General features: G+C 70.2%; 11 protein-coding genes. 6 read left to right on the top strand and 5 right to left on the bottom strand.

Annotation, left to right across the window (positions count from 1 at the left end):
- Positions 1 to 2: 2 nt before the first annotated feature.
- A complete protein-coding gene (locus K8625_RS38710) occupies positions 3 to 2,615 on the bottom strand; it encodes a type VI secretion system tip protein TssI/VgrG (RefSeq protein WP_223785539.1) in 2,613 nt (870 codons plus the stop codon).
- Between the two features lie 137 nt (positions 2,616 to 2,752).
- On the opposite strand from K8625_RS38710, the gene K8625_RS38705 reads away from it, so the two are divergent.
- Both K8625_RS38705 and K8625_RS38700 read left to right on the top strand, forming a co-directional pair.
- Entirely contained in the window at positions 2,753 to 4,000 is a 1,248-nt protein-coding gene (locus K8625_RS38705; RefSeq protein WP_223785538.1) for a tetratricopeptide repeat protein, read from the top strand.
- The gene (locus K8625_RS38700) at positions 3,997 to 5,031 is read left to right on the top strand and encodes a PAAR domain-containing protein (RefSeq protein ID WP_141326449.1); all 1,035 of its coding nucleotides are present in this window, start codon (positions 3,997 to 3,999) and stop codon (positions 5,029 to 5,031) included. The genes K8625_RS38705 and K8625_RS38700 overlap by 4 nt, the downstream gene beginning before the upstream one ends.
- A gap of 9 nt (positions 5,032 to 5,040) precedes the next feature.
- Here the strand turns inward: K8625_RS38700 and K8625_RS38695 are convergent, their stop codons facing one another.
- The 3 genes from K8625_RS38695 to K8625_RS38685 all read right to left on the bottom strand — a co-directional run bounded on the left by K8625_RS38695 (position 5,041) and on the right by K8625_RS38685 (position 12,087).
- Positions 5,041 to 7,521, bottom strand: coding sequence for a kelch repeat-containing protein (locus K8625_RS38695; protein WP_223785537.1), 2,481 nt, complete (start codon positions 7,519 to 7,521; stop codon positions 5,041 to 5,043).
- On the bottom strand, positions 7,518 to 8,297 hold the full coding sequence (locus K8625_RS38690) for a hypothetical protein (RefSeq protein WP_223747498.1): 780 nt from the start codon (positions 8,295 to 8,297) through the stop codon (positions 7,518 to 7,520). The genes K8625_RS38695 and K8625_RS38690 overlap by 4 nt, the downstream gene beginning before the upstream one ends.
- A gap of 241 nt (positions 8,298 to 8,538) precedes the next feature.
- On the bottom strand, positions 8,539 to 12,087 hold the full coding sequence (locus K8625_RS38685) for a MopE-related protein (RefSeq protein WP_223747497.1): 3,549 nt from the start codon (positions 12,085 to 12,087) through the stop codon (positions 8,539 to 8,541).
- Positions 12,088 to 12,308: 221 nt separating this feature from the next.
- On the opposite strand from K8625_RS38685, the gene hflX reads away from it, so the two are divergent.
- Positions 12,309 to 13,769, top strand: coding sequence for a GTPase HflX (gene hflX / locus K8625_RS38680; RefSeq protein WP_223747496.1), 1,461 nt, complete (start codon positions 12,309 to 12,311; stop codon positions 13,767 to 13,769).
- A gap of 143 nt (positions 13,770 to 13,912) precedes the next feature.
- Positions 13,913 to 15,907, top strand: coding sequence for a S8 family serine peptidase (locus tag K8625_RS38675; protein ID WP_223747495.1), 1,995 nt, complete (start codon positions 13,913 to 13,915; stop codon positions 15,905 to 15,907).
- Positions 15,908 to 15,970: 63 nt separating this feature from the next.
- Here the strand turns inward: K8625_RS38675 and K8625_RS38670 are convergent, their stop codons facing one another.
- Positions 15,971 to 16,804: a hypothetical protein gene (locus tag K8625_RS38670; protein ID WP_223747494.1), complete on the bottom strand. Its 834-nt coding sequence runs from the start codon at positions 16,802 to 16,804 to the stop codon at positions 15,971 to 15,973.
- Positions 16,805 to 17,331: 527 nt separating this feature from the next.
- On the opposite strand from K8625_RS38670, the gene K8625_RS38665 reads away from it, so the two are divergent.
- Positions 17,332 to 19,104, top strand: coding sequence for a DUF692 family multinuclear iron-containing protein (locus K8625_RS38665; RefSeq protein ID WP_223785536.1), 1,773 nt, complete (start codon positions 17,332 to 17,334; stop codon positions 19,102 to 19,104).
- Positions 19,105 to 19,134: 30 nt separating this feature from the next.
- Positions 19,135 to 21,117, top strand: coding sequence for a glycosyltransferase (locus tag K8625_RS38660; protein WP_223785535.1), 1,983 nt, complete (start codon positions 19,135 to 19,137; stop codon positions 21,115 to 21,117).
- Positions 21,118 to 21,129: the final 12 nt, after the last annotated feature.

Raw genomic sequence — 21,129 nt, 5'->3', positions numbered from 1 at the left:
CGTCAGTTGATCTTGATGAGCGCGCCGGTGATTTCGTGGATGCCCACCGCCGAGGACGTCAGCTTGGGCGCCGACAGCGAGCCTCCCGCGGCCTCGAGCTTCAGCGTGCTCTGCTGCGCCCCCACGTTCACTTCCTTGGCGCCGTTGATCTCCACCGTGCCGTCGCTCTTGAGCTTGATGCTCGCCGCGCCACAGACGAGCGACAGCTCCTTCGTCGCCGTGACTTCAATCTTGTTCCCGTCGAACACCACCTGGCCCGAGCTGTTGTGCAGGGCGATCTTCTTGCTGGTCCCCTCCACCGTGATGCTGTCCTTCAGCGTGACGCTGCACTCGCCCTGCACCGCCCGGAGCTGGACGTCTCCCGTCATCACGTAGTTCTTGGCGACGTGCTCGGACTTGTCCCCCGTGACGTCCAGCGAGTCCTTGCCCTGGATGCTCTCCTGTCGGTTGCCGGTGACGGTGAGCTTCTCCAGCGTGTTGACGGTGGCATCCCGCCCCGCGTGCAGGGAGAGCTTCTCCTTGCCCGTCACGTCCTCGGTGCGCGCGCCGGTGATGGTGATGGTCTCGTCCTTGTCCACCGTCTCGGTGCGCTTGCCGTGCACCGTGGTCGTCTCGTCCTTGTCCACCGTCTTGGTGCGCTGGCCATGCACCGTCATGGCCTGGTCCCCGCCCACCGTCTCCGTCTGCGAGCCGTCCACCGAGTTCGTCTGGTTCGCCTTCACCGAGGTGGAGTGGTTGTTGAGCACCACCTCGTTGAAGTCCTTCTGGGCGTGCAGGAAGATCTCCTCCGCCTCCCTGGCGTCCTCGAAGCGCAGCTCGTTGAAGCCGTCGCTGTCCTTGGAGCTGGAGGTGCGGATGGTGCTGCGCGTCTTGTGCTCCGGCAGCGCGTACGGCGGCTTGTTCTTCCCGTTGTAGACGCTGCCCACCACCACGGGCCGGTCCGGGTCTCCCTCCAGGAAGTCCACCAGCACCTCCATGCCGATGCGCGGCAGGAAGATGAACCCCCAGCCCAGGCCCGCCCAGGCCTGCACCACCCGCAGGAAGCAGGAGCTCTTCTCGTCCCGCTTGCCCTGCCTGTCCCAGTGGAACTGCACCTTGATGCGGCCGTGCTCGTCGGTGTGGATCTCCTCGCTCGCCGGGCCCACCACCGTCGCCGTCTGCAGGCCCGCCATCCGCGCGCGCGGCCGCCGACGCTCCGCCCGGAAGGGCACGTCCAGCGGAACGCACTCGAAGGTGTTGTGGTAGCGCTCCCGCGGCGGCCCCTCGCGGCGCAGCGACAGCGAGTCGCTCGTCAGCTCCTCGGAGGCGTCGCCGTGGTGCTCCACGCGCGTGAGCAGGTACCACTGGTCCAGCGCGGCGTGACCGTGGCCCGTCAGCTCGAACATGTAGCCGGGCGTGAAGCCGGTGACGTACCCCACGCCCCGCCCGCGCTTGCCCTCCGCGTGGAAGGCCTGCCGGCGCAGCAGCTCCTGCTTCTGGGCCGGCTCGTACTGGTACTTCTTCTCCCCGCTGTCATAGGGCCCCAACAGCGGCGCGGGGTACTCGTAGGACTCGCGCTCCTTGCCCATCGCGTCCTTGGCGCGCGACTCGCGCGTCAGGTCGTAGTCCGGATGCGTCCAGTTGAAGTCGCGCACCACCACGCTGGTGGTGTGCAGCTGTTGGGAGAAGTCGAAGTGCCGCAGGCACTCGTCCGAGGCCGTGGTCGCCTCCGGGCCCTTCACGGTGATGGGCGTCCCCAGCACCGCCTCGCAGGTGGGGCTCTGCTCGTTCTCCTCGACGAGCACCAGCTCCTCCTTGTCCCCCGAGTGGTCGAAGTAGAAGAAGATGCCCTCCTCCTCCATCAGCCGCAGCACGAAGTCCAGGTCCGACTCGTGGTACTGCACGCAGTACTCGCGCGGCAGGTACTCGCGGTTGAGCTCGAGGCGGAACGGCCGCTCGAAGGGCCGCAGCGCCTGGGTGAGCACCTCCTCGAGGATCTCCGGGACCTTCTTCTCCTGGAAGATGCGCTGGTCCTTGCGCTGCGAGAGCGCCCAGAGCGCGGGCACCACGTGCGCGCGCGCCAGCAGATGCCCGGCCTGCGTGCCCAGGTGCTCCACCCGGTGGACGATGCCGCACAGCCGCCGCGCCCCCGCGTCGTGCGCGATGAGCACCTCGGCGGACGAGCCGAGCAGCCCGTCCACGTCCGCGTCCAGGTGCTCGTTGGCCAGGTCCACCGTGCACGTGTAGAGCTCGGAGAGCCCCTCGCGCGAGTGCAGCTCCACCACGCGCCAGTCCGCCGAGGGGTCCGCGCTGGACTGGAAGGAGAAGCGCACCTTGTCCAGGGGCGTCCCTCCGCCGATGGCGCGCGCCAGCTCGGAAAGGGCCTCCAGCCCCCCCGTGGCGCCCAGGACGCCCTGGGCCACGGCGCTCACCTGCTGCACGGCCTGTCGGGCGCGCTGCGCCTGCTGTGTCGCCTGCTGAACTGCGGGAACCTGGCGCAGGGCGCTCTCCAGCGGCTTCGTCGCCTGGGCGGGCAGCTCGCCGGCCCGAGCCTGCCGCGCGGCCTCCTGCGACTCGCTGACCACTTGCGCCGTCTGCTCGACCTTGCGCAGCACGTCGTCGGGTGAATCGGACACGAGGCCTCCCCCCTGTCAATCGGAGCCTTCCTGAGAGGCCTTTCATATCGCGGAGCGAGCCCGGACAGATAGTGCCGCGAGCATTTGACGGATCGTCTCGTCTGGACAGGCACGGTGGGGTTACACTCATCAAAACCATGCGGCGCAAGCTCCAGGAACTCCAAGACACACTCGGTGGCTTCGTGGACCAGCGAGACCACCTGCTGCTCGTCATCGGCTGTCACGAGGCCGAGGCGGCCTGGGTCCACAAGACACTCAAGGGATTGGACGAGGAGACGCCCTCGGACCTCTTCCTCCTCTTCGCGCACGAGGCCCGCTCCGCCACGCAATACGTCACCGACGTGCTGGCCAACCTGGAGGCGCAGCTGGAGGGCGCCAACCTCACCCGCAAGCAGAACGGCGAGGCCCCCTGGCCCGCACTGCCCGGCCGCTGTCAGGACCCTCGCGAGAGTCCGGGCGCACGGCTGCGCTCCGCCATCGAGCACGTGCGGGGCCTGCTGCCTCCGGATGGGGACCACCGGCTCGTCTGGGCGCTCGTGCCCATGAAGATCGAGGACCGGACGGGCTACTCCCACCTGGTGGGGCAGCTGTTGCCACACGACGGCTTCCAGCCCTGGATGCGCTCGCTGCGCATCATCGTGCGCGATGAGAAGGAGCCGCCCTTCCTCGTGCCCGCGCTCAGGAAGCTCCAGGTGCCGGGCGTGCTCGTGTACGAGCCGGACCTGAGCACCGCGGCGCTGACGGACAGCCTGGCGCAGGAGTCGGTGGACCCCGCCCTCCCCGTCCCCGAGCGGATGCAGGCCCTGCTCCAGCTGGCCGCGCTGGACTACGCGCACAAGCGCTACCCGGCCGCGCTGGAGAAGTATGGGCTGCTCCACACGTACTACGCCGAGCAGGGGCTGAAGGAATTGCAGGCGCTGTGTCTGCAAGGCGCTGGCGACGTGCTGCGGGCGGTGGGCAAGCTCGCGCTGGCCAAGGAGCGCTACCAGCAGGGGCTGGCGGTGGCGGTGAACACCCTGGCGCTCCCCATCCTCATCAACCTGTCCATGGCCGCGGGGGACGTGAGCCTGGAGCTCAAGCAGTACACGGAGGCGGAGGGGTACTTCGACATCACCGACAGGGTGGCCGCCAAGGCGCTCAACCCCTATCCCAAGGCGGACGCCCTGGAGAAGCTGGGGCTCGCGCGCTACCTGCGCAAGGATTTGGGCAAGGCCGTGGTGACGTGGACGGGCGCGGCGGCGTTCTGTCGCTCCGTGGAGTACACTGCGAGGCTGAGGTCCGTGCTCCAGCGGCTGGAGAAGGTGTATGGCGAAGCGGGGATGGTGACGGAGCAGCGCGCCTGCAAGAAGGAACTCCAAAGCCTGCCGAGGGAAGGCCAGACATGAGCAACCCCAGGGCCAGCACCTCCGCGAACAGCGCGGTCCGCGACGCGCAGCAGCCCCCCCAGCCCGCACCGCCGCTCATGCAGCCCACGGGGGAGAACGTCGCGGTCGACTCGTTCGCCTCGGTGGTCAACCGGACCACGGACCCCTTCCGGCAGGCGCCGCCCGCGCACCAGGGGGCGGTGGGCGCCGTCAACCAGGCGCTGGGGGGCGTGCTGGGCCTCATCAACGCGCCGGTGGAGCTGCTCAACACGGGCTTCGCGCTGGCGACCGCGCCCCTCGCCGCCCTGTTCCCCGCGCTGCCGGCGGCGACGCTCACCGCGCTGCACGTGGGCCTGCCCCACCCGCACGCCCATCCTCCGAGCCTCATCCCTCCGGCGCCGCCCATCCCGCTGCCCAGCATCGGCACGGTGCTGCTCAGCGGCTGTGTGTCCGTGCTCATCAACGGCCTGCCCGCCGCGCGCGCGGGGGACGTGGGCCTGGCTGTGACGTGCGGCAGCTTCATGCCGCCGCTGGAGGTCTTCACGGGCTCGAGCAAGGTCTTCATCGGCGGCTCGCGGGCCGCGCGCATGGGCGACATCACCAAGCACTGCACGCCGTCCGCGGGAGGGATGAGCAAGCTGGCGAAGGTGATGGCGGCGGCGGGGATGGCGGCCGGCGCGCTCGGGGTGGTGACGAGCGCCATGGATTCGGCGCACTCGAGCGCCGAGGCGGCCGCCGCCGACTCCGCGAACGCCGCCGCCGCCAGCGCCGCCACCGCCGCGGGGCAGGCGATAGGCGCCGCCGTGGCCGCCGCCCAGCTCGCCGCGGACGCGGCCGCCATGGCCCTGTCGATGATGGTGGGCAAGGACCCGGGCCTCATCCCGGACTTCGGCGCCATCGTCCTGGGGCAGCCCAACGTGTTGATCGGCGGCTTCCCCATGCCCTCGTGGAGCGAAGTGGCCGGCGGGCTGATGAAGCTGGTGAAGGGCCTGCGACGCGGCGTCCGCGGCGGTCGCAAGCAGGGCCGGCTCTTCTGCGCGAGCTGCATGTAGCGGGCGCGCTCACGGCATGAACAGCTCCGCTTCCCAGTGGACCCCGCCGTTGTAGCCATACCCTCCCACCACCAGCACCTTCCCCAGGGGCAGCAAGGTGGCCGTGGCGTTCTCGCGAGGCGTCAACACGCCGCTGGTGGGCGACCACTGCCCGGTGGCCGGGTCATACAGCTCGCAAGGCGAGAGGTAGAACCGGTCCTCGAAACCACCATGGCCCGTCGCGATGAGCACCTTCCCGGAGGGAAGGAGCGTGGCGGTATGCGCACCCCGCCCCTCCACGAAGGACGGGGTCTCGGTCCACGTCCCGGTGACCTCGTCGTAGAGCTCCGCGGTCGCCAGCGCGCCCTGGTCCAGCTTCTCCGAATAGCCCCCGGCCACCAGCACCTTCCCCGACGGCAGGAGCGTCGCCGTGTGGCTGCCGCGCTTGAACGTGAGGTCCTTCACGGGGGACCACCGCTCCGTCGTCGGGTCGTAGACCTCCGCGCCCTGGAGCGGTGCCGCCGTGCCCGACGTGTCCGAATAGCCGCCCGTCACCAGCACCTTGCCCGAGGGAAGCAGGGTCGCGGTGTGGGCGCTGCGCGCCGTCGTCATCGTGCCCGTGGGAGCCCAGCTCCCCGTGGCGGGGTCATACAGCACCGCCGTGGCGAGCGAGCCGTCGTCCCCATGGCCTCCCGCGACCAGGACCTTGCCCGAGGACAGCCGGGTGGCCGTGTGGAGGTCGCGTCCCTTCTCGAGCCGGCCTGCCGGGAGCCACTGCTCCGTGGCGGGGTCGAAGAGCTCCGCTTCCGCCACGTGGCTGCTGTTGTAGCCGCCGACGACCAGGACGCCACCCGACGTCAGCAAGGTCGCGGTGTGGCCATCACGCGCCACCCGCAGGGGCGGCAACGCGCGCCAGGTCCCCGACGCGGGCTCGTACCGCTCGACCGACGAGAGATAGACGAGGGTCTCGGCCACCTTGTTGCTGCCGCCCGCCACCAGGACGTGTCCGCTCGCGAGCAGCGTGGCCGTATGGTTGCCCCGCTGCACGAACAGCCGCCCCGTGTTCGTCCACGTCTTCGTTCCCGGGTCATAGACCTCGGCCGACGCCAGCGCGCCTCCGGTCCCCACGCCCCCCACCAGCAGCACCCGCCCCTCGTCCAGCAGGACGGCCGTGTGGTCACGCCGGGCCGCCGCGAGCGGCTTCGTGGATGACCAGGTCCCGGTCTCCGGGTCGAAGAGCTCCGCCGAGGCAAGCGCCTCGCCTCCCGCACCGACTCCACCGGTGATCAACACCTGGCCGGAGCGCAGCAACGTCGCCGTGTGGCCGTGCCGAGGTGTCGCCAGGGGCGGACCCGGGGTCGCCACCCGATTCTCCACATCGACCAGCACCGTCGAGCCCAGGGCCCCTCCGGCATTCCACCCACCCGTCACCAGCACCCGCCCGGATGCGAGCAACGTCGCCGTGTGGCGGATGCGGCCCTCCCCCACCGCGTCCAGCTGCGTCCAGGTCTCCGTCGCCGAATCAAAGACATCCGCGCTGGTCGGATACCGGCCCCCCTCCGTCGTGCCTCCCGTCACCAGCACCTTCCGCCCCGCGCCCACGACGGTGGCCACGGGGCGGTCGCGGGCCACGGGCGCGCTGGCGGTCATGCTCCACCTGGGCACCGGGTCGACCCCATCCCCCGGGAAGTAGAGCTCCGAGGTGGTGACCACCGCGCTGTCATCGGAGCCTCCCGTCACCAGCACCTTGCCGCTGTATAGGAGGGCCGCGGCGTGGCCATGGCGCGCCGTCGCGGGACTCAGTGCCGCGGTCCACGTGAAGTCCTGGCTCACCAGCTCCGCGCTCTTCAGCGCGCCGCTCGCGTTGCGGCCCCCCGTCACCAGCACCGTGCCCGACGACAGCCGCACCGCCGTGTGTCCGACGCGCGCCGTGGCCATCCTCCCCGCCGGAGACCAGGCCTGGTCCCTGGGGGAATAGCCCTCCGAGACATCGAGTTCGGCGCCCGAGGACTCACCGCCGGTCACCAGCACCACGCCGGAGTACAGGAGCGTCGCCGTGTGGCCCGAGCGCGCAGCCGTGAGCCCCTGCGTGTCGCCCATCCTCGGGCACTCCGGAATGCCGATGGCGGAGACCGTCACCTGCGTGGACGCTCCCAACCGGCTGCTCGCGGTGAGCGTGACGGTCGCCGAGGAAGTCTCGACGCACTCCGGCGCGGTCCACTCGACCTCCGTCGTCGTCGCCGTGTCGCGAGCCTGGCCCAGGCTCCCCACGTTCGAGGACCAGGTGAACTGGAGCGGGTCACCCGCCGGGTCCTTCGCGCCCGCCTGGAGCCGCAGCGTCCCCTTCTTCTCCACGTAGAGCACCGAGGCCGGCACCTGCTCGAAGGCGGGCACGCACACGTCTGGATGGCGCTGGCACCAGGTCTTCTCGCCCTCATCGAAGTCGACACAGCCCGCGAGGAACACCAGGGCGCCGGAGAGCAGGACGACGAGCCACGAGCACGGCTTCACGGCCACCTCCCGGAGACGAAGGCCGAGGTGCCATCCGTGCCCAACACCACCCCGGGTTCCCGGGGCCGAGACGCTCCGCCCCAGAGGTGAAGCCCCGTGGCCACGCCCAGTCCCACCACGCCCGCGCCGGCGAGCACCGCGCTCACCGTCTGCAAGGTCCTTCCCCGCGAGGACGTGTCCTTCATCCCGGACATCGTCTCGGGGGCGCCGGACGCCTGGGTCAGCTTGGAGTGCTGCCCCCTCGCCATCAGCCACGTCACGCCCGAGCCGACCAGGAGCCCTCCCCCCACCGCGCCCGTCAACCACACCCGCCGCGGCATCGAGGCCTTCGCGCTGGAATCCGAGACCTCCGCTGCCACTGCTTGCCCGCGCGGCGGCGCCGCCGCGTCCAGCTCACGCTTCACCTGTCCTCGCAGCGACTCGAAGCGCTCGGAGACCTTGGGCGAGACGGAGAGCGGGAGCTTCGCGTCCGGCTGGAGGAACAGGGCCGCCTTGAAGGCCGCGTCGGACGAGGTCGACTGCCCCAGGTCCGCCAGGATGACGCCCTCGTAGAGCGACAACAGCGCGTCATCCGCCTGGCTCTTCGACAGCCGCTTGGCCCGGGAGATCTGCTCCAGCGCCTGCTCGTACTCGAGGTCGTTGTAGAGGCGGGTCGCGGCCAGCACATAGGGCCGCACCGTGCCCTGCTCCTGCGCCCTCGCCGGGAGCGGCGCGCTCCCCAGCACCAGGCTCATCACCACCACGAGAATGGGACGCGTCCGAACAGAAGTCTTCATGGGCTCCACGAGCAGGCACTCCGTCGTGAAGCCCCAGCTGAAGACAGACACCGGCACGCTGGCGACAGGGCCTCGCGAGACTGTCCCCCATCCAACAGAAACCCAGACCCAGGGCTCCCATGTCTGGAGAAAGCTCGACCCGAGGCGGAAATGAGCGCCGCCTCGTTGGCACGTCCTCCGCGAGCAGGGGGAGCCCGCGGAGGACGTTGGCCCACCGTGGAGGACACGGTGGGGGCCGACTTCAGGGACGACAGTCGGAGGCGTTGTTGTCGCTGGTGTCCTTGTTGTTGAGGACGAACGGGAACCCGCACCCGGCCGGAGAGCCGCACGACTCGCGGCCCGCGAGCGGGTTGCCGCAGCCGTCACCGTCGCGGTCCTCGTACCAGATCAACCGCTGGAAGACGCCCGAGCGGGTGTCGTCGCAGTCATCCGGCTCGGTCGCCAGATAGGTCCCCTGCACCAGGACGTTGCCCGTCGCGGGGTCCACCAGGTTCGTCGGGTTGGTGCACCAGCGCAGCTTGAAGCCCGGGCCCGCGTGGCCGTCCCGGTCCGCGTCGCCGTACCAGAGCCGCGTCCCGCCCGCCGAGGCCGGCAGGTCCGGGTCCACGTCGTTCTTGTCCCCGTCGCAGTCGTTGTCCACCTGGTCGGAGAAGGCCCCCGCCTCGCACAGCTCCGTCCGGCCCGGGTTCACGCTCGCGTTCGCGTCGTTGCAGTCGCTGGAATCCTCCACGTAGCCCGCGGGGCGGACGCACCGCTTCTGCGTGTCCGTCTTCACACCGTACCCATCCCCGTCCGCGTCGCGGTACCAGGCGGTGCCGTTGACGGCGCCCTCCGTGTTCCCATCGCAGTTGTTGTCCACCTGCGGCCCCGTCAGCTCACAGACCTCCGACTGCGCGGGGCTGATGCTGGCGCTGGTGTCGTCACAGTCCGTGCGGTTGTTGACGTAGCCGGGGCCAGGAGACGCGCACGACGCCACGGGGCTCACGGCGCCGTTGCCATAGCCATCTCCATCCGCGTCCGGGTACCAGGACCGGGTGGCGATGCCCTCGTCCACGGCGCCATCGCAGTCGTTGTCCAGGGAGTCGCACAGCTCGGGCGCGCCGGGCTTCACCGTGGCGTTGCCGTCATGGCAGTCCACCTTGCTGTTCACGTAGCCAGGGGGCGCGGTGCAGGCGAGCACGCGGAACGTCTCGTTGCTGGTGCCCACGCCGTCTCCATCCGCGTCCGGGTACCAGGCGTTCAGCACGCCCTCGTCCACGGCGCCGTCGCAGTTGTTGTCCCGACCGTCGCAGACCTCCGTCGCCCCCGGGCGGACCGCGGAGCGGGAGTCATCACAGTCCTGGTTGTTGGAGACGTGGCCCGCCGCCGAGCAGGCGACGACGACGACCAGCGGATTGCCGAAGCCGTCTCCATCCGCGTCACGGAAGAAGTTGGACTTCACGCCTTCGTCGGTGTCGAAGTTGCAGTTGTTGTCGAGACCATCGCAGACCTCCGCGGCCCCCGGATACATCCTCGGTCCGTTCGGTCCGGTGTCGTTGCAGTCGTCGCTGACGGCGGAGTAGCCATTGGGACGGGTGCACGCCAGGGTGGTCGCCGTCGGCACGCCGTGACCGTCGCCATCCACGTCGCGGTAGAAGGTGGTCTGGACGCCCTCGTCCACGGCGCCGTCGCAGTTGTTGTCCCGGAGGTCGCAGACCTCGCTGGCGCCCGGATACGTGGTGTCGCGGGTGTCGTCGCAGTCCGTCCTGCTCGCCACGTGCTGGGGCGGAGCCGCGCAGGCCTTCACGGCCGTCGCATCGCTGCGACCGTGGCCGTCACCGTCGCTGTCCGGGTACCAGGACGGCCAGTGGCCCTGGTCGTCGTCGATGGCGCCGTCACAGTTGTTGTCCTTGAGGTCGCAGACCTCGGGCGCGCCCTGGTAGATGGAGGCGTCATTGTCCGTCGTGTAGTCGGGGTTCTCGGGCGGCGCGTCGCACTCCTGTCGAACGTCGGGCCCATAGACAATCCAGCCCGAGCTCTCCGGAGGCGCACAGCGCAGTTGCACGGTGCTGAGATAGACGGCCCTGTCGCCATCCAGGTCCAGGACCCAGTCCTTGGGGTTGAGCGGATTGGCGCCCGGGTCATCCCCCTTCAGCCCGTCACAGTTGTTGTCGATCTCCGACTCCGGCGTGGCCTCGCAGAGCTCATCGGCGCCTGGATAGACGGTGTTGAGCGTGTCGTCGCAGTCGCCGTCGGTGAGCGCCCGCCGGCTCCCCGCCGCGGGCTCGCCACACACGCGCGAGGAGCCCGCGCTCGTTCCGAACCCATCACTGTCGTTGTCGACGAACCACGTGCGAGGCCCATGGCCGAGCACCAGGTAGACGGCGCCCGCGTTGCTGCTGAACCCAGGCGCGCCGACGGCGAAGTCGGCCGAGCCGTCCGCGTCCACGTCGCCGAGCGCCACCAGGGACCTGCCCAGCTCGCTGGCCGCCGCGGGCCCCATGAGTCGGCCGCCCGCCGACAGAGAGACGTTCCCCGTGAACCGCGTCGCCGAGCCGTAGACTCCATACACGGCGCCCGTGCTGGCGGTATGGCCGGGAGCGCCGATGAGGAGGTCCTTGAAGCCGTCGCCGTTCATGTCCCCCGGCGCGAGGACCGCGGAGCCCGCGAGGTCTCCCGCGATGCCCGAGAAGCGCGGCTGCGCCGCCAGGGAGGACGACGTCACGCCACTGCCGCCGTAGACGAGGTAGGCCTTGCCCGCGATGCCGCCCGTGGACGGAGCGCCGATGAGCAGGTCCTCCAACCCGTCTCCATCCAGGTCTCCCGCGCTGGCCACCGCCGAGCCCACGAGCTCGTTCGCCACGGTTCCCGTCAACACGACGTTCGCCGTCGCGAAGTTCTGCAACCCCGCCACCGGACCGAAGAAGACGAAGACCGCACCGGCGTCCGCCACCGCGCCCACGTCATAACGGGGCGCGCCCACCACCAGGTCCTTGATGCCGTCACCGTTCACATCCACCACGGCCACGGACGTTCCCGCCTGGTAGTTCGTCTGCGTCAGTCCACCCAGGACCTTGATGGGCGCGGAGGCGAGCTGCCCGCTCGAGGACGTCGTCACCGCCCCGCTGAAGGCATAGATGGCACCCGTGTCCTGATACGTCGCGGACGAGTCGTAGAAAGGCGCCCCCACGATGACGTCGGGCTGCCCGTCCCCGGTGATGTCTCCAATCGCAAGCGAGGTGCCCGCCTGCTCCGCGGACGTCGTCACGCCCCTCCACCGCTGGCTCGTCGACGTGAGCGGCCGGTCTCCACCGAAGATGGCGCTGCCCTCGACGGGATACGCAATGCCTTGCGAGGTGCTGAACCCCGGGGCGCCCATGAGCAGGTCGTTCGCGGGACCCGTGACGAAGTCCCCCACCGCGACCGCCGCCCCCAGCCTGTTCGCGGCCACCTCACCTTCGTAGCGCGTCGAATAGAAGCGGATGTCCAGCAGGTGCGGCTGGGGCGGCCCCAGGGGAACGACGTGGGTGTAGCCCTTGAGCGCCGTCGTGGCCCCTGGCGCGCCGATGACGAGCTCGGGGACACCGTCGCCATTCAGGTCACCCGCGGCGAGCGATGCGCCCGAGCGGGAGCTCGCGGCACCCGTGAAGCGTCTCGCGGCGGATGCGGGGAGCGCGGTCGCGGCGGCGGGAGTCCACTTGCAGAGGGGGTCGCCCGGCAACTCCTGCGCCTGGGTCGCGGAGTCCTCGGTCTCGCTCGTCTCCGGCTCGGAACACGAAGCCAGGGCGAGCCCCGACAGGAGCAATGCCAATCGTCTATTCACGGACATGCCTTTGGTGGAAGGGCCCCGGGAAAGGGCAAGCGCCTTCTACACGCACACGGAAAGTATGAGCACGCAATTTCGCATTTCAATCAATCGGGCCCGTTCCGCGTGATTCCAAGTCCAGACAAGGCTTTGCGAGTGTCTCCAGGGTGCCCGGAGGGGGTTCAGCTCTACCCCACCCCGGGCCCGCACCGTGCTACGAGGGCCCCATGTCGAAGACGCCGCCCACCTCCCGCCCGCCTGTCGTCCTCGTGGGCGTCCAGTTCCCCACCGTGTCGGACACGGAGCACGCCGCGGACCTCGCGGAGCTGACGCGGCTGGTGCACACGCTGGGCTACGACGCCGTGGCGACGGTGAGCCAACGCCGGGGCGCGCTCGCCACCGGGACGGTGCTCGGCAAGGGGAAGCTCAAGGACCTGGCCGCGCTCACCGGGGGCCCGGGCGTCGTGTCGTCGGGCGCGCGTGACAGGACCAGCAAGGCCCGCGCGAAGTGGGAGGCCGCCCAGGAGGAAGGCGCCGAGGACGACGCCCCCGAGCCCTCTGGCGACGGGCCGGAGGCGGTCGACGCTCCCGAGGAGGATTTCGACCCCGAGGACGAGGAGACGTCCGAGACCGAGCTGGACGCGAGCGGCCCCCGGCCCACGATGGTGGTGGTGGACCACGAGCTGTCGCCCAGCCAGCTTCGCAACCTGGAGAAGGCCACGGGCGTCCCGGTGATGGACCGCACCGGCGTCATCGTCGACATCTTCCACCGACACGCGCGCAGCCACGAGGCCCGGATGCAGGTGGAGATCGCCCGGCTCAGCTACCTGGCGCCGCGGCTCAGGGAGTCCTCGGGCGGGAGCGAGCGCCAGCAGGGGCGCGGCTCCGGAGACTCCGCGCTGGAGCTGGACCGGCGGAAGATCCGCGACCGGCTGGCGGAGCTGCGCGCGGGGCTCGCCTCCATCGAGAAGGAGCAGGACCAGCGTCGGTACGCCCGCCGCGAGCAGCTCCGCGTGGCCCTGGTCGGCTACACCAACGCGGGCAAGTCCTCCCTGATGCGCGCGCTCACCGGGAGCGAGGTCCTGGTCGCCGACCAGCTCTTCGCCACGCTGGACACCACCGTGCGCGCGCTGCATCCGGAGACACGCCCCCGCGTGCTCGTCTCCGACACCGTGGGCTTCATCCAGAAGCTGCCGCATGACCTGGTCGCCTCGTTCCGCTCCACCCTGGACGAGGCGCTGGAGGCGTCGCTGCTTCTGTACGTGGTGGACGCCTCCGACCCGACGTGGCCCTCACAGCTGGAGGTCACCCGGACCGTGCTGCGTGAGATTGGCGCCGACGTGGTGCCGAGCAAGCTGTTGCTCAACAAGTGCGACCGGCTGGAGGAGGCCGCTCGCGACGCCCTGCGCGCCGAGCACCCGGACGCGGTGCTGCTGTCCGCCCACCGCCCCGAGGACGTCGCCTGCCTGCGCCTGGACATCCTCCGCTTCTTCGAGGCGTCCATGGTGGAGGCCCAGTTGAACATCCCGTACTCGAGCCAGGGACGCCTCGGCGAGGTGTATGAGCACACCACCGTGCTGGCCGAGGAGTACGACGAGCACGGCCGGAAGCTGCGCGTGCGCGGCCTGCCCGCCGCGATTGCAAGGCTCACGCGCGCCTTTCCCGCGGAACAGACGGAGCCAGGCTGATTCCCATCCAGTACGTCGTGACACTCGGCCATTGAGAAAACAGGGCAACGATTCAACAGACGGACCGTGCGTTCATCTGGCGGATGGTTGTCCGTGCATTCCTCTTGTTAGGAATCCGGGTCCACCTTGAAAAGGGGTTCCCGATGTCTCACTGGAGAAGTGTCGTCGCATTGGTCGCGGGGTTGTGGAGCACCACCTCGCTCGCGCAGGCGCCCGTCTTCCGCGCGGAGCAGGGCCGCGCGGGGCAGCTTCGCGACGAGCGTGGCCGAACCCTCTACCTCGTCGACCTGGAGGAGTCCGCGACGCACGCGTTCCTGGCGAAGGCAGCGCCCCCGGCCGACGGCTTCGACAGCCACCACGACCTGCCGACCCGGCACCTGGTCAATGACTTGCGTCTGGCGCACGCCGTCACGCCCACGCACCTCGTCAGTCACGTCGGGAAGAGCTTCTCGGCCTATCTCACCGAGGAGCAGGTGGAGCGGCTGAGCAAGGACCCTCGCGTCAAGCGGCTCACCGAGGACGCGCCCGTGGACTTCAGCGCCGTGTGGAGCAACTCCGGGACGACGACCGTCACGCCCTGGGGCATCCAGGCCGTCGGCGGTTCACAGACGAGCAATGGCTCGCGCACCGTCTATGTGCTCGACACCGGCGTGGCGCCTCACACGAACCTCCCGTTCCTCGAGCGGCTCGTGGCCATTCCCGGGAACTCCCCCACGGGCTGCTATCCGCACGCGACGCATGTGGCGGGAATCATCGGCGCCAGACCCACACCCCAGGGCGGAGTGGTGGGCGTCAACAAGGGAGCGCGCATCGTCTCGGTGGCCGTCGGACAGAATGAGCCGGGCGTCACGACCTGCTCGTCCGGGGGGACCTACGTGGGAATCGGGCTGGGGCTGGACCTCATCTATTCGCGCATCCTCGCCTCCGGCACGGTCGGCATCATCAACATCTCGATGAACGGCCCCGACTTCAAGGAGGGCAGGACGCTCGGCGACAAGATGCGGGTCCTCGCGACCCCGAACCCGTCCGTGGGATATCCCGGCGCGTTCATCGCCCAGTCCGCCGGGAACGACCACCGGGACGCGTGCAACTCCTCGTTCAACACGCCCAGCCCCAGCGACGGAATCATGGTCGTCGGCGCCATCGACAGCAACGCCCAACCTGTCCAACTGCTGGCGGGCGTGAACGCCATCCGCAACCAGCCGCTCGCGGGCGATGGCGCGGGCTCGAACTACGGCCGGTGCGTGGAGACGTGGGCTCCCGGCAACGTCATCCGCTCGACGTGGCCCGGGGGCTACGCCGACCTGTCCGGCACGTCGATGGCGGCGCCGCACGTCGCGGGCCTCGCCTCGTTCCTCGCGGAATCGCAAGGACTGACGACCCCCGCGCAGATCGAACAGGCGGTCCGGGCGCACCACGTGACGAACTCCGGCTCCACCGCGACGGTGCCCAACCTGCAGCTTCAGTCCGTCATCGCCCAGCCCACGGTGGCGCTCGGCAACAACGGCCTCGCCGGCCACTTCCAGCAGTACAACAGCGACCCGTTCATCCTGCGCTACGGCTCGAGCGGCGCGGCGCGGTGCTCCATCAAGTCCTATCGGAACAACGTCCTCCAATCCCAGGCCGTGAACCTCACGCCCAACGGCACGGTGCCCACGGCGCCGCAGACACCGGGCCAGTACCGGTGGGTGCTGGAGTGCGCGAACGCCGCCAACACGCGCCTGGCCACCAGCCAGATCACGGCGACCATCGTTCGGGGCATCACCAAGGTGGTCTGGGTCATCAGGAGCACGAGCACGGGCAATGTCCCGCAGGAGTTCTCCGGGGCGAGCGTCCGCATCGACACGAACCGGTTCTCCTGGGCCCCCGACACGATGGTGTCCCAACGCTACGAGAGCGTGGGCGCCGACGCGTGCGTGGTGACGACCACGGGGCTCAGGAACTTCGGTTGGGACACTCATGAGTTGTGGAACAGCGGCACCTATCCCCCGTCGCTCGACTTCGGGACGCTCCTGCTGGGCAACCCGGCCACGCTGCCGGCGCCCGGGCCCTTCGACCTGATTCGCTGGCACGTCGAGTGTACCAACGCCGAGGGCAGCTCCCTGGGCGCCACGATCCACGGCTTCCAGAGCCTCTGAGGCGAGCACGCCCCCAGGACGCCGGGCTTCCCAGGGCGGAGGCCCGGCATCCCTGGCCGCGCGTTACTTCACGCAGTTGCCCCAGCCGCGCTTGCCGTTCATGACGGACATCTCCCAGTAGCGCGTGCCCGCGTTGTAGTCGACGCTCACGCCATCGGTGAAGCTGTTGTCATCGAACTTCCCGCCCACGCCGGAGAGCGCGCACGCGACGCCGCCCGGGTTGTACGCCAGCGTCTCCGTGAAGCCGCCCGGGTCCCCGGCGATCCACAGCCAGCCGCCATGGTCCTCGGGCACGTTCACGCAGACGGCCCGGCCGCCGCCGGCGCCCGACAGGTTGCCACCCAGGTACCAGTTGAGGCCGTCGTTCCACACGCGCACGTAGTCGGAGTTCGACGCGAAGCCGCCGGACGCCGTCACCTGCGTGAGGAAGCAGCGCCGCTGCGCCGTCACGGCGCCGAGCAGCCGGGCCGCCTGGCCCTGGGCCCAGGACATCTCCGTCGTCCGTCCGGCCGACGTGTAGATGCACTGCACGCCCACTCCCAACGCCTTGCTGTTGTTGTGGCTCACGAAGAGGATGTAGTCGCCCGCGGACTGGAGCACGCCACCGGTGGCCCAGCGGCCCGCCACCGCGGGCTTCAGGTTGCCTTGCACCCCCGAGAGGAAGCACGTGCGGCCCGTCGTCGTCCCGATGTTGGTGGACGTGTAGCCGTTGGCCGTGGTCCCCCACCAGTAGGCGTTCTCGACGCCGACGGCCTGCGTGGTCTCGCCCGTCTCCTCCGCCACGGGCGCGGGAGCGCCCTCGGTGCCTGGAGCCTCCTGCTCCACGCCACAACCCACCGCGAAGGCCGCCAGAGGCATGGCCAGACACCAGCGCTTCATCACAGTCATCCGGTTCATCGTCCCAACCCTTTCCAGAGAGACATCGGAACGCTCCTCGCGTGACGCCACGGGATGCGGCGCAGCGGGACAGAGCGGGTTGGCCCCTGAGCAACGGGGGTGCCAGCGGGCGCGCCCTCGGAGCACCTGCATTCTCCAGCAAGCGTTGCCGTGAATGCGTGCGATGGGGGCGGCAAGGCCGGCCGGGGGACGGCAGGGATTGCCGCCCACGAGCGAGCCTGGTTCAGGAACGACCCCTCCCCCAGTGAATCCTTCTTGACAGAGAGTCGCACTGCGGGCGAGATTCCTCTTCACCATGAACAATCTCAGCTCACTCCCCAAGTCTCAGTCGGCTCGGTCTCCGCAGAACGTCGAGACCGAAGAGTTCAAGCTGGAAATGCTCGACTGCGGCCCTGGCTATACCTACTCCAACAGCGAGGCGGTCTGTTTCAGCTGCTTCTGTGGCAGCGGCTGTCTGTGTGGCTGCACGGGCACGTCCGACCCCTCCGCCTGATTCAACGCCCGGACGCCGACGCCCCGTGGTCTCTTTGCGTGAACTGCCATTCCTCGGCGTCGGCATCGGCTTCCGGCCGGAGCTGCAGAAGGAGCAGTCGAGGCATCTGGATCGGATCGACTGGTTCGAGCTGATCGCCGACCGCTACCTGCGCTCCGTGCCCGAGAGCATCGAGCGCGCCCGGGCCATGAAGGGCCGTCAGGCGCTCGTGCCCCATGGTCTCGAGCTGTCCGTCGGGACCGAGGGGCCGCTGGACCTCGCCTACTGTGACGAGGTCGCGGAGCTGGTGCGCACGCTGCGCGCGCCCTTCTACAGCGACCATCTGTGCATGACGAAGGCCGGGGGGTTCGAGATCGGCCAGCTCACCCCGCTGCCGTTCACGGAGGCCGCCGCGCGTCGAGCAGCCCGGAAGGCCCGCGACATCCAGCGGATGCTGGGCGTGCCGTTCCTGCTCGAGAACGTCTCCTACAGCTTCGCCTTCCCCAGCCCGATGACCGAGCAGGCCTTCGTGTCGCGGGTCGTCACCGAGGCGGACTGCGGCCTGCTGCTGGACCTCACCAACGTCTTCATCAACTCCCAGAACCACCGGTACGACCCGTACGCCTTCCTGGAGGCGCTCCCCCTGGAGCGCGTCATCCAGATCCACCTGGCGGGGGGCGAGAAGCACGGCGGACGCTGGGTGGACAGCCACAGCCAGTCCGTCGACGCGCATCCGGAGGTGTGGCGCCTGCTGGAGTACGTCGTGGCTCGCAGCCCGGTGCGCGCCGTGCTGATTGAACGGGACCAGAACTTCCCCGAGGAGTTCCAGGAGATGCTCCAGGACATCGAGCACGCCCGGGACATCCTCGGACGCCGGGGCACCGTGGAGCCCCCGCTCCCCGCCGCCCGCCCGCTGGACCTGGACGCCTCCCCCACGCCCCTGCCCGTGGATGAGCCGCGCTTCCAGGCCGCGCTGGCCCGCATCATCGTGGACCCGGGCCTGCGCCAGCGCTTCCTGGAGGCGCCGGCCGCGACGTGCGCCGCGCTGGAGCTGAGCGCGCCCGCCACCGAGGCCCTGCTCCAGGCGGGCCCGGCGCACATCGACCTGTTCGGGCGCGAGGTCGCCGCCAAGCGCTTCGCCCTGCTGGCCAAGATCGCTCCAGCGACGCTCAAGCTGCTCCAGAAGGAGCGGCTGCTGCACGGCCTCACCACCCGCTTCGTCGCCACGTACCTGCCGCGCGAGTCACGGGAGTATCCCAATCGCTCCGTGCGCGACGGCTTCTGGCTGTTGGACCTGGTGGAGCAGCTGTTCACCGACGGCGAGCTCCAGCTTCCGCACCTGCGAGACATCGCCCGCTTCGAGCGCGCCCAGCTGAGCCTCTACTCCACGCTGCCCCCGGTGGAGAGCGCGCTGGCCGCCCACGCCGCTCGCGACGCGCGCCCGGAGCCCACCGACGCCGAGCTGCTCACGGCGCGCCCCCACCTGGGTGCCCACACGCGGGTGGAGCGCTTCGGGTGTGACGTCATCGAAGCCATCCGCCGGGTGACGAGCGGGGCCTCGCTGGAGGACGTCGCCACCACGCCCACCCTCATCCTCTTCCTCAAGGCGCCAGGCTGGCGCAACGTGCAGCCCCTGGGCATCAACGAGCGCACGGCCACCGTGCTCTCGCTGTGCGATGGCCAGTGCACCACCGAGGAGCTGCTCGCGCGGCTCGCGTCGCGGGGCTCGCCAGGGGACAAGGACCGGACCGAGGCGGGGGGGCTCAAGCTCATCCGGGACCTCCACCGCCTGGGCGCCGTCATGCTGGACTTGGGCTTGAAGCAGTGAAGGTCGGGCGTCCGCCACCAGGAGCATCACTTGCGCATCTGTGCCGTCATGAAGTACCCGCCGATCCAAGGCGGGGTGAGCGCCCAGTCCTATTGGATGGCACGAGGACTGGCCGAGGCGGGCCACGAGGTCCACGTCGTCACCAACGCGGACGAGGTGGAGCCGGAGCACCGCATCATCTTCGACGAGGATGACCGGGAGTGGCTGGCGCCCGCCTTCGGGCAGGGCCGCGTGCATCTCCACGGCACCGAGCCGCTCTCCCCGACGCTCACGCACATCCCCCAGTCGAATCCCTTCACGGGCAAGCTGGCCGGCAGCGCGGCGGAGGTGGTCCGTCGATATGGCTGCGACCTCATCTACAGCTACTACCTGGAGCCCTACGGCGTGGCGGCGCACCTGGCGGCGTCCTGGACGGGCGTGCCCTATCTGGTGCGCAACGCGGGCAGCGACGTCGGCCGGCTCATGAACCACCTGGGCCTGGCCACCACCTACCGCGAGGTCCTTCGCCGCGCCGACGGCATCTGCTCGGGCAGCCCCTATCCCTATCTGGGCATGGGCGTTCGCCCCGAGGCGCTCTACCGCGGCCCTCCCTCCCATCTGCCACGCTCGTGCTTCAGCCCCCAGGTGGTCCCGCTGGACATCCCCCTGCATGCGGCGCGCATGCAGCGCGAGCATCCGCACCTGGTCTCCAACGCGCGCCCCATCGACCCCGCCGTCCCCATCATCGGCGTGTACGGCAAGCTCGGCATCGCCAAGGGCTCGTATGATCTGCTGCGCGCGCTCGCGCGGCTCAAGGCCGAGGGGCGCCGCTTCCAGCTCGTCGCGCTGGCGCGCAGCCGCAACATGGACACCTACTTCCGGGTGCTCGAGGAGCTGGGGCTGGCCGCCAGCACCTGGGTGCTGCCCTTCGTGCCGCACTGGAAGGTCGGCCGCTTCATCCGCGCCTGCCGCGCGGTCTGCTTCCTGGAGCGCGACTTCCCCATCACCTTCCACGCGCCCACCGTCCCGCGCGAGGTGCTCGCCTCCGGGACCTGCCTCATCCTGTCGGGGGAGATCGCCAGCAAGCAGCGCTTCCGCGAGCGCATCATCGCGGGGGAGAACGCGCTGGTCGTCCCGGACCCCAAGGTGCACGCGGACCTGGCCAATGCCCTGCGCCTGGTCATCGACGACGCGGCGCTGGCGGCAAGCATCGGCCAGAAGGGCGCGGAGCTGCTCGTCGACGGTCGTGAGGAGCAGCCGGCGGGCCGGGGCTACGAGCCCATCTTCCAGGACGTCCTCGAGCGGCGTGGCGGTCGTCCCTCCACCCTGCCCCTCGCGGACCGGGGATTGCCCGAGACGCGGGAGGAGGCGCTGCGCACCCTCGTCCCCGCCCTCTTCGAGGCGCTCGGGGCGCGCGCCGGCGCCGCGGTGGAGTCCTTCGTGTCGGCGCACCCGAGCCCCGGGGCCGGCTGCTTCGCGGACGCCGCGGCCTTCTGCGAGTGGGTCCTGAACCACCAGACACAAGGGGACGCGCAGCTGCGGGACGTCGCCCGCTACTGCGAGCGCCTCGTCTGGCTGGGGACGACCCGCGCCGAGGAGGAGCGCCTGCCCCTCTACGACCGCGTGGACCGGTGGGGCGCCGACAATCGGAACGCGCCCATCCAGGCGATGCTCCGCCTGGTGCCCACGCGCTCCAACCTGCTGCGCATCGAGCGGTTCGAGGTGCTGCCGCCCGGGCTCCCTCCCGGCAGGGAGGGCTCCGGCCCCGGCGCGTGCATCGTCGTCTTCCACAAGCAGCCCAACATGAACGGCCACCACTTCCGGGTGAACACCTGGACCGCGGGCCTGCTCGAGCGGTGCGACGGGACGAAGACGGCGCAGGCGCACCTCGACGCGGAAGCCGCGCGGACAGGGCGCTCCGCGGAGGAGCTGGAGCGCCCCCTGCTCGAGGCCTTGCAGCTCTTCCATCAGAAGGGCCTCATCGTCCTCTCGGCGCCGGACAGCTCCATCAACGTGGCGTTCAGTCACGCCTGAGCCCGAGCGACC

The organism is Myxococcus sp. AS-1-15, assembly GCF_020037055.1.
Lineage (GTDB): Bacteria > Myxococcota > Myxococcia > Myxococcales > Myxococcaceae > Myxococcus > Myxococcus fulvus.
Note: the sequence above shows the minus strand (reverse complement) of the source record. Positions and strands in the feature narration are given on the sequence as shown.

Excerpts from the sequence above, each read along its gene's own strand:
- K8625_RS38705 (WP_223785538.1), top strand. The coding sequence starts at position 2,753 with ATGCGGCGCAAGCTCCAGGAACTCCAAGACACACTCGGTGGCTTCGTG.
- K8625_RS38690 (WP_223747498.1), bottom strand. The coding sequence starts at position 8,297 with ATGAAGACTTCTGTTCGGACGCGTCCCATTCTCGTGGTGGTGATGAGC.
- K8625_RS38675 (WP_223747495.1), top strand. The coding sequence starts at position 13,913 with ATGTCTCACTGGAGAAGTGTCGTCGCATTGGTCGCGGGGTTGTGGAGC.
- K8625_RS38700 (WP_141326449.1), top strand. The coding sequence starts at position 3,997 with ATGAGCAACCCCAGGGCCAGCACCTCCGCGAACAGCGCGGTCCGCGAC.
- hflX (WP_223747496.1), top strand. The coding sequence starts at position 12,309 with ATGTCGAAGACGCCGCCCACCTCCCGCCCGCCTGTCGTCCTCGTGGGC.
- K8625_RS38670 (WP_223747494.1), bottom strand. The coding sequence starts at position 16,804 with ATGAACCGGATGACTGTGATGAAGCGCTGGTGTCTGGCCATGCCTCTG.